The organism is Desulfopila sp. IMCC35008 (genome assembly GCF_010646885.2).
Taxonomy (GTDB): Bacteria; Desulfobacterota; Desulfobulbia; order Desulfobulbales; family Desulfocapsaceae; genus Desulfopila.
In genome coordinates this window covers 3073698-3088544 of sequence record NZ_CP050700.1, presented here as the reverse complement: position 1 = coordinate 3088544, position 14847 = coordinate 3073698, and the positions used below count along the sequence as shown (strand labels likewise).

Sequence of the window (14847 nt, the reverse complement as noted above, 5' to 3'; positions counted from 1 at the left end):
ATCTGTCATAATGTACCGATATATCATCGATAGTGTGATTTTGTAGGTTTGGCATGTTGAACGCCTCTGTTGCTATACATGCGCAATTATATCATTAACATTCCTTGTTTTATACTTTTTATTTAGCGATAATTATGAAAAAAAACATATATATAGCTGTTGGCGTATATGCCCTGCTCGGTCTGTCCGGCTGTTACCAACCTCCGAAGCGGGTAACACCGCCACCGGCTCAGCAGCAGGTACCGCAACAGGGCCAGAATTCCCAGATTCCTGCCACTGTAATCAATACTCAGGGCGAGAATGGAGCAAAAATGACCCAGCAGCCCCGGTATCTTGATATCACTGATACACAGCAGCTTAGCCTGGAGGATGTTACCCAGGATGAAGTGCTCCCCTCTATGAGTTATGTGAATGATCGGATTTTTGAATATTCACGCAAACTCGATCGCTGGAAAGAGTTGGACAACCAATCGCTGATGGTAAATGTCAGCCAGGAAGATACGGAGCAGATGGTCCGGTGTTTCAGGAGTTTGCAAAAGGTTCTCGGTGGTTACAACGAACTGCGGGAGAGTGTTTTGAATATGACTCGGATACCCGGCTCAACAGGTGGAACCAGTCGCGTATCCATGGGGGAATTACAGAAGAAGGATATAGCTTTTCTGGAAGGTCCCTGTGGCAGATTGTTGGCGTCGGGGGAAGACAGGGCTGCCGGCTGGGAGCAACGGGAAGAGGGTGCTGATCTCGCTCAACTTGAAGCCTTGATCGCCAGGTATGCGAGTAACAAGGAGTATGAGGAGGTGGTGCAGGTCTGGCTTCAGATTCCGCAGAGCCAGCTCGACAGGGTGAGCCTTGCTGCACGACTGTCGTATGCCAACGCCTTGATGTACCTCCATCAGGAGGAGGCCGCCGCCGAGATGTATTTGCAGGTCGTCGATCAGATGTCGGCATCAAAGGAACAGTCGACGGATCTTATTTCGCTCAGAAAGATGCTTGCCGATCTCTATACTGCAAGTGGAAACTTTATTGCAGCCGAAGCACAGTACAAAAAAATATCTGGAGATTACAGCAAGGTCGGGGAAATTGAGGAGTGGTCCCAATTGCAGCTTTCTATTCTTGAAAGAAGTTTGCAGGGAAGCCCTGAGCTGACTGAATATTCGAGTCTGTTGAGGAATTATCTCGGTTTTATTCCGGAAAAGGATGGGTACAAGGTTGTTTGGCAGGCCAATAAATTTCTCCAGAGTTATCCTTATTCTGCAGTTGCCTCAAACGCTGATATTATTAAGACAACGGCCCTTGCCAGGGCAGATGAGTGGCTGAATGCTTTTCTAGCCGAGGTTGATGCTTTTGCAGGGGAGGACAAATACCAGGAAGCTGTTGATCTTTTGGGTACCATTCCCGATGATATTATAGATGAAAAGAAACAGCTCGAGTTGAAGGCGCGGATGGATGAGTTGATGTTGGCTGAGGCAGTGGACAGGGAAACCCAGAAACTTGCGAAGGTTCAGGAACTGCAGCGCAAGTGGAATAGTGGTATGCTGCTGGTAAAAGGGGAGCGGTTTGACGAAGCTATAGATATTTTCACCGAAATGCTTGGCACTGAGTATGGCGCAAAGGCTGAGGAGAAAATTGAGGAGGTGTCTTTACTTGCAGCAAGGGCAGACAGGCGGAAAGCTGCGGATCTTTTTATACGGTATACCAAGACCTCGGATATAGAAGCTCAGAAAAAGCTTCTTGTAGAGTCTCGTCGGATGTTAAAGGATATCCTGGTCAAATATCCTGAGGTGGAAATTACGGAAAAGGTGAGAGGTAATATCAAACGAGTTGAGCAGGAAATGAACAGTATTGATCCAAATCTGCTTTCTGTCGCTGATAACGGTGGTAGTTATATGTCAACCCAACCGACAGACGCTTTTGATATTCAGGTGAGCCCGGAGGCCCCTGTGCAAGAGCCATCACCGATCCTGGAGGTTCCGCTGGAAAATTGATTTTTATGCAGATATTGCTGTAGTTGAGTAAAGAGGTGTCGTCGAGGAGATGACACCTCTTTTTTTTGCAAAAGTTAAGGATTTATCCGTAATGCATCCTTGTCTTACACCAGGGTTGGTTCCTTCCTTCGCCTGTTGGGTCCATAATCCTGGGACAGGGGTTTTGCGGTAGAAATTACCGAAAACTCCTGATCTCGAATAGTGCGGGATCAGCAGGCATGCTCGTAGAGTGAAAATCGAACATATCAATCCAAGGCACAAAATCTTACCGTAAAGCATTGTCAAAACAGCAGTAATAATATGAAATGACTTATATATTTATATATGTGACTGATATTTATGAAATGTTCGGGCTAGATGTATCTTGACTCTCTGGCATTTTTCCCGGACAATTTCAGGAGGTGGTAGGCAGTTAATGCACGCACCCTGATGGTTGTTGGAGTAGGAAACGATACACCTTGTCAGGGTTATGATTCGGACTGATGTGTACGGTTTGGTTACTTTGTGCATGTGTTTCCAGATGGTTAAAAATCAAGTAATAGTAGTATCTTGTTGCTGTGCATGTTAATAATGTTTACGTGTATTGTGATTATTTATTTGATGGCAATTTTGTTTACTATTTTTTTGTTTGATGAGGTAACGGCATGACGAGCGCGGTAAAAAAAACAAGCGGGTTTGATCAGCGATTGAGAAAGCTGACAAATGAGATTCATTCAGCTTCAAGCCCGAATGCCATAATGGTAGGACTGCGCAACAAGATCCTTAAAGTCTATAATGTGGAGATGGCAACTATCTTTCTAGTAGATGCCAAGAAGGGTCAGCTCGTTTCCTGGGTCTTGTTACCGGGTGATTCACTGCGAAAGATCCGGATGCCGATCAGCAGGTCATCAATTGTCGGTTTTGTTGCGGATACAAAAACAACACTGAATATATCCAACGTTTATGACCAGGAGGAGTTGACCCGCATTCATCCGACTCTGTCTTTTGATCAGTCCTGGGATACCAAATACGGGTCGAGAACCCGGCAGGTGCTCTCAACACCAATCGTTCATCGTGATAATCTTTTAGGTGTTATCCAGTTAATGAACAAGCATGGGGGAGCTGATTTTGATGTCCAGGATGAGAGACGGATCGGTGAATTGTCAGAAACACTTGGTATAGCTCTTTTTAATCACTATAAAACCGGAAAAAAAGTTCCTCTCAGGTATGAGGAACTGGTCCGTCGGGAGATTATTTCAGCTCAGGAGATGGAACGGGCTATGGTGATCGCCACCCAGCAGGAACGAGAGGTGGAAACCATATTGATGGAAAACTTCCTGGTAGCCAAGGCTGAGTTGGGAGATGCGTTATCCGCTGTATACAAGACACGGTTCGTCGATTTAAAGCAATCCCTCTTTAACGCAAAAAAACTGGTCCCCCTGGTTGATATTGAGTTGTTAAGGAGAAACCTGATTGTTCCACTGGAAAAAAAGGATAACAGGTTGTATCTGTCAGCCAAGGATCCTGCGAACCAGGCCGAAACAGAAAAAATAAAACACGTTTTTGGGGTGGAAGAAGCTCGCTTTTTCCTCTCTTTCGGGGATGACATCAGGGAGTGTCTCGATACCATTGCCCCACCTCCTGAAGAAGAGATTGAAGAAGAGTTTGAGGACGATTTTGAGGAAGAGCAGGAGGTCATTGAGGAGGAGGTTGAATTAGATAACAGTCCTGCAGTCAAGCTCGTTAACTCGATGATTGAAGATGCCTACTACGCAGGGGCTTCCGATATTCATCTCGAACCGTATGGGGCGGTTCAGGATTCGGAGGTTCGCTTTCGGGTTGACGGGCAGTGCATCAACAAGTTCCGTATTCCCAAGCACAATGTCAAATCAGTTGTTGCCAGGGTGAAGGTAATGGCCGATCTCGATATTGCGGAAAAACGAAAACCGCAAGACGGGAAGATAAAGTTTACCACCACAAGGGCAGACAAGGTCGAGTTGCGTGTGGCGACCATTCCGACAGCGGGTGGGAACGAGGATGTGGTGTTGAGGGTGTTGGCAGATTCTAAACCGATTCCGATAAAGAATATGGTGCCCAAGCGAATCCTGGACAGACTTGTACCGCTCCTTGAGAAACCACACGGCCTCTTTCTTGCCGTTGGACCAACCGGCTCTGGTAAGACTACAACACTCCATTCTTCTTTGAGCCATATTAATACCGTCGATAAAAAAATATGGACCGCAGAAGACCCGGTTGAAATAACCCAGTATCGGCTCAGGCAGGTACAGGTCAAACCGAATATCGGATATACGTTTGCTGCTGCCATGCGAGCTTTTTTACGGGCGGATCCGGATGTTATCATGGTCGGTGAGATGCGTGATGAAGAAACCGCGTCCATGGCTATCGAAGCCTCCCTTACAGGCCATCTGGTGTTCTCCACCCTGCATACCAACTCGGCGGCCGAGACGATTGTTCGTCTCATTGATATGGGACTTGATCCCTTCAACTTTGCCGATTCACTTCTCGGTATCCTGGCACAGCGGCTGGTACGGACACTTTGTGAGGATTGTAAGGAGGAATATCATCCAAGCCAGAAGGAATTTGATCACTTGGCCCAGAGTTACGGCATCCTTTTTTACGATCAGATGCAGACTTACTATTCAGACTCTTTCACCTTGTATCGTGCAGTTGGTTGTGAGGCGTGTAATAATATCGGTTATAGGGGGCGAGCGGGTCTGTTTGAGTTGCTGGTTGCCACCCAGACCATAAAGGATATGATTATAGACAAGGCCAGCTCTGAAGAGATCAAGCAGGAGGCCATTAACGGAGGTATGACCGTGCTTCTCCAGGAAGGCTTACATCTCATCTTTGAAGGGAGGACCGACCTCAAACAGGTGATGAGCACCTGCACCGCCTGATTACTCTGTGGCGGACTATTCCTTACCCAATTTTGGTGCCGCCCTCGTTACATCCTGAAGGGCTTGGATCAATGTATCCGGGTCGAAATAGGGTGCCAAAAACATTTTGTGTTGATTGAGGACTGTTACGGCCTTTTCTGCCAGGCGTGTGGCGGGAGAAAGCGCGCCGAACTCTTGTTTTATGTAGGCACCTGCAGCGCGAATCAATGCCTGCAAGATGAGCTTTTTATCTCCGTCAGCTTTGAGCCAGGCGTGCTCGAGTACTTCATGTACCTCAAAAAAGAGCTGGAGGTCCCATAGAATAACGGCCTGGCAAAGCGGGTCATCTTCCGTGACGGCCGTTTTGTCGATTGCTATCCGGTACATGTTGAGCCGGTTATTGATATAATCCTGATAGCATGCGGGCAAGGAGGCTGGATCAAAGCTTTTGGCAATCTCCATGGCGGGGATGATGCTCATTTCCTTCAGGCAGGTGGTGAGTGATGTGGAGAGTCCATTACGTATATCCCTGCTGAGTCTGTCATTGAACGGGTCGAATTGTATTACACTCATGCTTCAACCTTTTGGCCTTCATGTTGGCGCGGATGCTGGTGACTCTTTAACATATAGTAAAGAACGGGCACTGCCATCCTGCTGATCAACAGGGAGGCAATCTCCCCAAACATGAGTGATATTGCGAGTCCCTGAAAAATCGGGTCTGCCAGTATGACAGATGCACCGACTACCACGGCAAGGGCGGTCAGCAGCATGGGCCGGAAACGAATAGCCCCCGCATCGACAACCGCCTTATCCAAGGGGTACCCTTCACGTACCCTGAGTTCGATGAAGTCAACCAGGATGATGGAGTTTCGGACGACGATACCGGCCCCGGCCATAAAGCCAATCATAGAGGTGGCGGTAAAAAATGCTCCGAAGGCCCAGTGAGCCGGTAGTATACCGACCAGGGAGAAGGGGATGGCCGCCATTACCACAAAGGGTGTCAGATAATCCTTGAACCAGCCGACCATAAGCATGTAAATAAGGATCATGACTACACCGAAAGCGATACCCAGATCGCGGAATACCTCCAGGGTGATGTGCCATTCCCCGTCCCATTTCATGGCGGGCTCCGCTTCACTGAACGGTTGATTAAGGTTGTAAAGGGTGACTTTCTGCTCTGTGCCTCCGTAATTACGTCCGTCAAGCTCAGCCAGTTTCCTATTCATTTCGAAAATTGCGTAAACAGGACTTTCAATTGATCCTGCAATATCTCCGGTCACGTAAATGACCGGTTTGAGATTTTTTCTGTAGATCGGTTGTTCCACGGGTTGGTCAGTGACGAGGACAAGTTCTCGCAACGGAATCAGCGGACCATTAGGGGACGTATGGGATTTAAGTGAGATGTTCAGGATGTTCTCGATACGGGCCCTGTAGGCTGCCGGAAGTTCGAGTACCATGTTGATCTCTTCTTTCTCTTCAGGTTGATGATAGATGTCAAAAGAGTAGCCGCTGACGGCTATCTCGATGGTTCGGGCGATCTGCTCTTCCGTGATACCGTTGATGCTCGCTTTTTCCTTGTCGACGGTTATAATTTTTCTGGTTCGTTCTTCTTCGAGGTACCAGTCGATGTCGACCACACCATCTGTTGTCAGGAAAATCTCTTTTACCGAGCGTGCCAGATCAAGACGAGCTTCCTCAGTTGGACCATATATTTCGGCTACCAGCGTTTGCAATACTGGTGGGCCGGGTGGAACTTCGGCGACGGCAACTGCGGCACCGTATCTCTCAGCAATCTTACTGATGGCAGGGCGAACACGCAGGGCAATATCATGGCTTTGCAGGTTACGTGCATGCTTGGGGAGGAGGTTGACCTGAATGTCTGCGACAGTTGGCCCGGAACGCATGAAATAGTGGCGAACCAATCCGTTGAAATTATATGGAGAGGCTGTACCCGCATACACCTGGAAGTTTACAACAGCAGGATCTTTTTTGACGACCTCCGCCATTTCAAGGGCAACTCGTGAGGTGTGTTCAAGGGTTGATCCTTCAGGCATATTAAGGATAATCTGGAATTCACTCTTGTTATCGAAGGGCAGCATCTTGACCTTCACCATGCCCAGATACACCATGGAAAATGAGCCAAGGAGTAAAAGAATAATACAGATAAAAAAGAGCATCCTCCACAGCGGATGGGCCAGTAGCGGATCCATGATCAGGTGGTAGATCCGGGTGAACCAGTCGTCGGGGCTCTTCTCCTCATGGTTGCCGTTCTTGTTGGCGCTCTTTTTTAACAGATGAGTGGCAGCCCAGGGTGTTACCGTAAAGGCGATGAGAAGCGAAAAAACCATTGCCGCAGAAGATCCAACAGGGATCGGTCGCATGTACGGTCCCATCAAACCACCGACAAAGGCCATGGGCAGGATGGCTGCAATGACAGCCCACGTCGCCAGAATAGTTGGGTTACCGACCTCAACAACCGCATCCATGGCAATTTGCGTCCGTGGCCTGCCCTCATTTTCCGGCAGATGCATATGGCGAACGATATTTTCCACCACCACAATGGCATCATCGACCAGGATACCGATGGAAAATATCAACGCAAACAGGGTAATACGGTTTAAAGTGTAGCCATAGAGATAAAAAACAAGAAGAGTCAGGGCCAGGGTCGAAGGAATAGCGAGCATGACCACCATTGATTCACGCCAACCAAGGAAAATGAGGATGAGTACTGCAACACCGAAAACAGCAATGCCCATATGAAGCAGCAATTCATTGGATTTTTCTGCAGCTGTCTCCCCATAGTCACGGGTAACTGTGATATTTATATCAGAAGGTATCAGCTTGCCTTTATACGTTTCTACTTTGTTCAGCACTTCCTCAACAACGGCTACCGCGTTGGCACCTGGTCGTTTGGCAATAGAGAGCGTAACGGCCGGTTCCATGCCTGACTGGGCGGGAGAACCGAATAGCACATAATCTGCTGGCTCTTCCGCACCATCCGTAATGGTAGCAACTTCGTCCAGGTAAACGGGTTTGCCACCATATACTCCAACAACAATCCGCTTCATCTCGGCAACGGTTGAAAGGAAGGTCCCGGTCTGTAGCATCAACTCATAATCCATCCCTTTCAAGGAACCGGAATGAGATTGCAGGTTGACCTGTTGAATACGTGGTATGAGTTCTGTAATAGTCAGGTTGCGGGAGGCAAGCAGCAGAGGGTCGAAACGAATGGAGAGTTGCCTGCGTGTTCCCCCTATTATCTTTGTTTCCGCCACGTTATTAATTGATTTTATGCCATCGTTCACCTGAACGGCCAGTCTTCTGAGCATGGCATGATCGTAGCGGTTCGAATGAAATGTCAGGGCCAGAATAGGAACATCGTCAATGGTATGCGGCTTTATTAGGGGTCTGGAGACGGTGTGCGGGATGCGATCAAAGTTTGTTGCCAGTTTCTGATTGAGCCTTACTATTGAGGTTTCAAGGTCTTCTCCTACATAAAAGCGCACGACAAGCAAACTCTTGCCGGGCATAGAGGTTGAATAGATATATTCAACACCGGGCAGCTCATAGAGAAGTTTCTCCATGGGGACGGAAAGGCGCTGTTCCACCTCCTTGGGGGTGGCACCGGGCATTGAGACCATTACATCTATCATGGGAACCTTGATCTGGGGTTCTTCCTCCCTTGGCAGCATGACGATTGCAAGCACTCCCAGCAGGATGGAGGCAAAGATAGAGAGCGGCGTGAGCTTTGAGTTGATAAATGTGGCTGCCAGGCGACCGGCAAATCCGGGAGAATGCTTAATTTGGGTCATGATATATGTAGTGTATTAAATTAGCGTAGAATGACCGGTTGCCCATCCGTAATGGTTTCCTGTCCCTCGATGACGACACGTTCACCCTCCTTGAGGCCGGAGAGTATCTCAATAGAGTCCCCATATATCTCACCGCTACGAACCAGGCGGAGTTTGGCGATGTCCTCTTCAACCACAAAAACTCTCTCCATCTGGCCGATGGGAACCAGTGCGGATTGTGGTATTGTGAGCGTTTGCACCTCCTTTGTGTTCAGGGCAACTCGGACGAACTGGCCTCCGTATAGTTTTTCGTCTGCTTCAATGTCAAGTTTAATTGGTGCTGTTCGGGTTTGAGGGTCTGCGTTGGGGGCAACTTCGGCAACACTCCCTGTTATGGTCATTTCAGCACTTGGTACCTCTACTTGCAGTTTGTCACCTTGCTTTATTTGAAAAATATAACGTTCCGGGATGTCGGTTATTACCTGCAGATGCTTGTTGTCTTCGATATTGAGTAAGGGTTTGCCGGGAGTTGCAAGATCGCCTTTGTTGACATGTTTTCTGGTTACACGACCATTGATGGGGGCCTTGATACTGGTGTATTGCTGAAATGTGAGGGCCTCTGTATAGGCAGCCTCTGCTATTTCAACGCCTTCCTGCAGGGCACGTACACTCTCTCTTGTGGCGGCTTTCTGGCTGAGTAGCTTTCTTTCCCGGTCCAGATTCCGCCTGGCCTGATCGAGTTGGGCTTTTGACTGCTGAAGCTGGGCATCAATTTCGCCAGCGCTTATTTCAACGAGGAGTTCACCCTTTTCAATTTCAGAACCAAGTACAACAGGCAGATCGATAATCGAACCGCTTACCTTGGCGGCAATTTCCACCCGGTTTACCGGTTCAATGGTTCCGAGTAGCTCTATTTGATTTCGAACCGGCTCCAGGATTGCCTGTGCGACCCTAACTTCCTGTGCTGGGAGTTGTGGTGTTGTGACACCCTTCTGGTGTTCGCTGTTGCACCCGCTTGTTGAAAGTAGTGCTGCAAGGCCGATAGCAAAAAAGATGATAGAAAGAACGGACTTCATAGTGGTGCTCCTCAAGATTATTTCCCTGTGGGATACTGATTGTTGCCGGTAACCCTTAGCAGATTTGCGATAGCGATAGAGTTTTCGGTACGGGCTGAGGCCCTGCGTGCAAGCGCATCGGTAAGACGCATTTCCATATCGATCAGATTCATTGCGAGGATAACGCCTTCCTGGAATCGCAGCCTGCTTAACTTGGCACTCTCTTTTGCAACCTCGACCATTTTCTCAGTAACCTGTAATTTTTCAAGGGATTGGTTGTGCATGATAATACCACGCTGAAGTTCAAGGCTCAGTGCCAGTCGTAGTCTGTCCCTCTCTGCTTCACTCTCCATAAGTTGTGCCTTGGCGGTGACGGTATCATGTTCTGTCCGTGCGCCGTCATACAGGGTGTAGTCAAGTCGAACTCCGGCCATCCATGAATCGCCACTCTCGTCAAGAATCATACCGTGATCAAGCCGATATTGGGCAAAGGTGTCTATGGTCGGCAGGTTCCCGGACCTGCTGGCTTCAAGTGCCGCTCTGGCAGCTTCTATACGTCGGTCTATAGCTTGAAGTTCTTGCCTTTTGTCATAGTTCATTGTCTGCGGCAGTTCCTGGCTGGTGTCGGTCGTGGGAAGGGGCAATTCGGTGTAGTTCTCAATACCCAGGATGTTCCAGAAGATCTGGTTTGTAAGCTGTAACCGATGTTCAGCCCTGATACCTTCTTCCACCGCCCGGGCTTTTTGTAATTCCAGATTCAGCAGGTCTTCACGGAGCAGATCTCCAGCATCATAGCGCGCTTTACCTACTGTGAGGGAGGCGTCTATGGCTTCAATCGCTGATTTTCTAACCTGAACCATCTCCCTGGCCTGAAGTATGGTGTGGTAGGACTTTACCACTTCAAATGCCAACTGCTGATGGGTGACGGCAAGATCTTTATCTACCGCCATACTTGTTGCCCTAGCAGCCTCTGTCCCGGATTGAATTCTGCCGCCGTCATAGAGACGGTAACGGATGCCGGCTATTAATTGCAGATCGTCTGTGCGACCAGGGTCGTTGAAATCGATGGTATTATCAAAGGCTCCCTGATTCAAGATGTTGCCAAATGAGTACATCGGATTGTCGGTCTGACTGTATTCAGCTGATAATGAGACAACCGGCAGGCTATGTGTAGAGGCGGACCTGGCCTTTGCCTGTGCTCCCTCAAGCCTTTTTAAAGCGATATGGGTCCTGGGATTATTATCGAGGGCATATTGTACGGCACCTGCCAGATTCCAGGGGGAGGGAAGTGGAGGGGGCGCTTTTCCGGTATCGGCCAGGGCGAAGCCTGAGCTGGTGAGTAGACAGACCACACCGAGTAATCGTGTCGCAAATGCTTTCATGATCGTCTATGTACCCCTTTCATATTAGATGGATTCTGTTTAATTATATTGTTAAATAGAGTAGGACGAACAGCTTCGTTTGTCAAAGTAAAAAAGACAAAAATTTACAGTACCGCACCAAAATTATTGAAAAATTCTGTGAAAAACAAAAAAGAGCTGGCAGTTTATTGCAATTGTTCTCCTAAAACCCGGACAAGTTCGTCAATATTTACGGGTTTGGAGAGATAGCCGTTCATACCAGCCCTCATGCATTTTTCCTTATCCCCGGTCATCGCAAATGCTGTTAAGGCAATGATGGGGATATCTGAGAACATATCCAGGTCCTTGTCGTTGCGAATCTTTTTCGTGGTTTCAATGCCATCCATCTCCGGCATTTGAATATCCATGAGGATACAGTTGAATCGATCCCGCTGCAGGATGTGGATAGCCTCATAGCCATCATTGGCTATGGTGACACTATGGCCGAATTTTTCCAAAATAGAGCGTATAATCTGCTGGTTAATCGGTTCATCCTCGACCAACAGTATCCGGTAGGAGTCTTTTGAAAACTGTGTTGAACAGATCAGTGGGTTCGGTGATACTGCCGGGTTGCTGCAACGGTTGGTTTGGGCCGTAAAATCAAAGGATACTTTGGTGCCACGGTTTTTACGACTCTCTATATGGACGGTACCGCCCATCAGGGTAACCAACTGTTTGACGATGGACAGCCCCAAACCGGTCCCCTTGTATTTTTTTCGATAGGAGCTTTCGAGTTGCGAGAAGGGCTCGAAAAGATCGTAACTCTCAGGGCTGGGAATACCGATACCGGTATCTGTCACTGAGCAGTGCATTATCAACCCTTCTTCCTTTCGGGAACAGTCGAGTATAATTTCGATTTCCCCTTCCTCGGTAAATTTTACCGCGTTACCCAGGAGGTTTGAGAGGATTTGGCGGAAGCGTATCGGGTCGGCAACGATCTTTTCCGGGACAGATTCTGCAATTGAGATAGTGAAGTGGATAATTTTGCCGGCTGCTATCGTATTAAAAGAGGAGATCATTGAATGTAACAGCTCATGCGGCGAGAACAGTTCGTTGCGGATGGTTATCTTGCCTGCCTCGATCTTGGAGAAATCAAGGATGTCATTGATAATGGTCAGCAGGCTGTTTCCTGATTTGAGTGCTGTTTCGACCAGGTCCCGCTGTTCATTCGAGAGAGGGGTCATACCAAGAAGTTGCAGGGTTCCGAGGACCCCGTTCATCGGTGTCCTGATTTCATGGCTCATATTTGCCAGGAATTCCGATTTCGCTCGGTTTGCTCTGTTTGACTGGACTTTTGCAGCCTCAAGTTCCAGCATAATTTCTTTTCTGCCGGTTATATCACGAGTAACACCAATGATACCATTAAAGGTACCGTCAACACCCCAGAGAGGAGAGGCGATGCTCTCTATCCAGATGGTGGTGTTATCCGATTTTTCCAGTTCGACCTCCCAGTGTAAGGGAACTACGCCGGTTTTGAGAGGTATTTTCCTAAACTCTTCAAAAAGGGGGGATTCCAGAATTATGGAGCGGTAGAGCAGCACCATTGCCTGCTTTGGATCAAAGCCGGTAAGGTTCATAACAGAGGGGCTGATATATTTTGGCCTCAGCTCGGTGTCCGTGGTCCAGATGACGTCATGTACATTATCTGCGAGTAGCCGATAGAGGTGTTCACTTTCTAGCAAGGCCTTCTCTGCCTTTTTTCGTCCAGTAATATCCCTGGCGCCGGCCAAGACGAGCCTCTCTCCTTCGACCTCAATCAGCAGTGACGTTATTTCGACGGGAATTTCCTTGCCGTCTTTAGTAAGGTGTGTGGTTTCACAGCTGGCCCAGCCGTCTCTTTCCAGAATTTTGAGGACCCCCCTGGCCTGATCTTCACTTTGCTTTGCATTAAGGTCGCCAGGGGTGAGTTCAAGAAACTCCTCGAGACTGTATCCCATCCTGCGGATAGCCTCCTTGTTGACGTCCAGGAATGTGCCGAGAGGTTGATCGGGAGATTTGGGGTAAAACACATACATCGCATCGGTGGCATAATTGAAGTATTTCCGATAGCGGTTTTTGCTCTGACGCAGTTGGCTTTTGGTCTCAAGTCTTGCTGGCTGTTGATCACGGTCCTGCTCTGGCGGCGTGTGCTCGAATGCTTTCAGCCTGGACTCAAGTTCAGCGATTCTTTTTTCAGCTTGCAGAAGTTTTTGACGCAGTTTCTCATTTACCATTGGTGGTGCGGGATGTACATCAGTGGTGGATGACTTATTCATCGGTTGGATATCTGGTAGTCTCTCTGTAACTTTGCGTCGTTATAATAAATATCCCTGCAGAGTGGAGCTAATTAACTGGCAGAGAAAAACAACATGATTGAACTGCCCTGTTGTCAATGATTCCAGATTACTTCCAGAAAAGATGGTACTTCATCACCTCCTGTAGAGTCAATTGAAAAGAGGCGGAAGGTTGCTGGGCCCTTATTGCTACAGTGAAAATAGGAATAAGTACTAATGTATTTTAAGGTCTTTTGGAGGTCTGGTGGTTTCCGGGGCGGCTGTAAAGAGGAAAAGGCCTGTAAGAAGCGATGCGCAAACCAGGACACAGCCGATGAGTATGAGGGCGTACTCGAAACTGAATCGCTCAGACAATATCCCGATTAAAGGCCCAAGTATTGAGAAACTTATACGGATGATAAGGCTGCGGATAGAGAGGACAGTTGCCCGTATTTCAGATCCGCAATAGTTATTGGTGAGATCCTTGAGTACCGGGGTGGCATAGCCCCTGATAGCGTAAAAAAGGATGAGGGATACAATGCCGGCGATAAGAGGCAGCAACCCGAGAAGTATGTATCCTGCCGGAATATAAAATATGACAAGGAGAAGAGAGTTCCTGTATCCGAGGAGTCTTCTCGTTTTATGGGCCACTGCTGCAACCAGGGCGACGGTAAGGTTCAGCAATACCCACAGAGGGGTGATTGACACTTCATCCAGGCCGTTATAGACAAAATAGACCTGGGAGGTCCAGGCCATGCAGAGAGTGCCGGTGCCGATGACAGAAGAGAGCAGGATAGTGGCACTCAATTTCCTGTTGATAAAGATGGATTGATGGCAAATCGACAATATCTGCATAAGGCCAGGCCTCTCTTTCAACGTCTCCCTTTTGGGTTCAACCAAGAGAAGAGAGGCGGGTATGGCAAGTGAGGCGATCACCATCTGGCCGATATAAACGCCTCGATAGCTTATGAATGCAGCGATCAGACCACCACAAACAGCAGCGATGGTCTCCGCAAAATTACCGAGTGAGGTGATGCGTCCTTCGTATTGAAGGTATCTGTGCTGGTTCGATTCTGCCGCGAGACTGTCATAGAGAAGGGCTGAGTCGGATCCTGAAATAAAACTGCCCCCCAGGCCCAGAATGATTTCGGCCACAAGGAAATGACTAAAACCCGATGAAAGACTGTAGATGCCAAAACCTATTGTACCAAGAATTGCCCCGGCAATAAGTGATGTTCTGCGCCCGATCACATCAGCCATATAGCCGGAAGGAATCTCGAGAAAGGCAACACTGAGTGAATACACAGCCTGCAGGGTATAGATGTCGAAATCATCAAGCCCGTTTTCCTTGTAATAGAGGGCGACGACAGGCATGATAAGCATCAGCCATTTCGAAAGCTTAATCAGGTAAAGATTGTATATGTTGGTCTTGACGGTGCGGCGCATCAATGGTCACAAAAGAAAAAAGGGTTGTCCCGGGTGCGGGAC

General features: G+C 48.2%; 8 protein-coding genes. 2 read left to right on the top strand and 6 right to left on the bottom strand.

All coding sequences use genetic code 11. The features are described 5' to 3' along the window. Positions 1 to 134: 134 nt before the first annotated feature. Positions 135 to 1985 carry a hypothetical protein gene (locus GA520_RS13560; protein ID WP_163338378.1) on the top strand — a complete coding sequence of 617 codons (1851 nt, stop codon included), beginning with the start codon at positions 135 to 137 and terminating at the stop codon, positions 1983 to 1985. 644 nt (positions 1986 to 2629) lie between these two features. Continuing rightward, the gene (locus tag GA520_RS13555) at positions 2630 to 4882 is read left to right on the top strand and encodes a GspE/PulE family protein (RefSeq protein ID WP_163338379.1); all 2253 of its coding nucleotides are present in this window, start codon (positions 2630 to 2632) and stop codon (positions 4880 to 4882) included. Between the two features lie 15 nt (positions 4883 to 4897). Here the strand turns inward: GA520_RS13555 and GA520_RS13550 are convergent, their stop codons facing one another. The 6 genes from GA520_RS13550 to GA520_RS13525 all read right to left on the bottom strand — a co-directional run bounded on the left by GA520_RS13550 (position 4898) and on the right by GA520_RS13525 (position 14805). After that, positions 4898 to 5434, bottom strand: a complete 537-nt coding sequence (locus GA520_RS13550; RefSeq protein WP_163338380.1) for a DUF309 domain-containing protein — start codon at positions 5432 to 5434, stop codon at positions 4898 to 4900. After that, positions 5431 to 8673 carry an efflux RND transporter permease subunit gene (locus tag GA520_RS13545; protein ID WP_163338381.1) on the bottom strand — a complete coding sequence of 1081 codons (3243 nt, stop codon included), beginning with the start codon at positions 8671 to 8673 and terminating at the stop codon, positions 5431 to 5433. The genes GA520_RS13550 and GA520_RS13545 overlap by 4 nt, the downstream gene beginning before the upstream one ends. Positions 8674 to 8693: 20 nt before the next feature. Then, the gene (locus GA520_RS13540) at positions 8694 to 9728 is read right to left on the bottom strand and encodes an efflux RND transporter periplasmic adaptor subunit (RefSeq protein WP_163338382.1); all 1035 of its coding nucleotides are present in this window, start codon (positions 9726 to 9728) and stop codon (positions 8694 to 8696) included. Positions 9729 to 9745: 17 nt separating this feature from the next. Beyond that, positions 9746 to 11089, bottom strand: a complete 1344-nt coding sequence (locus GA520_RS13535) for a TolC family protein (RefSeq protein WP_163338383.1) — start codon at positions 11087 to 11089, stop codon at positions 9746 to 9748. A gap of 164 nt (positions 11090 to 11253) precedes the next feature. Continuing rightward, positions 11254 to 13362 carry a PAS domain-containing sensor histidine kinase gene (locus tag GA520_RS13530; protein WP_163338384.1) on the bottom strand — a complete coding sequence of 703 codons (2109 nt, stop codon included), beginning with the start codon at positions 13360 to 13362 and terminating at the stop codon, positions 11254 to 11256. Positions 13363 to 13593: 231 nt separating this feature from the next. Continuing rightward, positions 13594 to 14805 carry an MFS transporter gene (locus GA520_RS13525; protein WP_163338385.1) on the bottom strand — a complete coding sequence of 404 codons (1212 nt, stop codon included), beginning with the start codon at positions 14803 to 14805 and terminating at the stop codon, positions 13594 to 13596. Between the last annotated feature and the right edge of the window lie 42 nt (positions 14806 to 14847).

Coding starts and splice junctions, on each gene's coding strand:
- GA520_RS13560 (WP_163338378.1), top strand. CDS start 135: ATGAAAAAAAACATATATATAGCTGTTGGCGTATATGCCCTGCTCGGT.
- GA520_RS13555 (WP_163338379.1), top strand. CDS start 2,630: ATGACGAGCGCGGTAAAAAAAACAAGCGGGTTTGATCAGCGATTGAGA.
- GA520_RS13550 (WP_163338380.1), bottom strand. CDS start 5,434: ATGAGTGTAATACAATTCGACCCGTTCAATGACAGACTCAGCAGGGAT.
- GA520_RS13545 (WP_163338381.1), bottom strand. CDS start 8,673: ATGACCCAAATTAAGCATTCTCCCGGATTTGCCGGTCGCCTGGCAGCC.
- GA520_RS13540 (WP_163338382.1), bottom strand. CDS start 9,728: ATGAAGTCCGTTCTTTCTATCATCTTTTTTGCTATCGGCCTTGCAGCA.
- GA520_RS13535 (WP_163338383.1), bottom strand. CDS start 11,089: ATGAAAGCATTTGCGACACGATTACTCGGTGTGGTCTGTCTACTCACC.
- GA520_RS13530 (WP_163338384.1), bottom strand. CDS start 13,362: ATGAATAAGTCATCCACCACTGATGTACATCCCGCACCACCAATGGTA.
- GA520_RS13525 (WP_163338385.1), bottom strand. CDS start 14,805: ATGCGCCGCACCGTCAAGACCAACATATACAATCTTTACCTGATTAAG.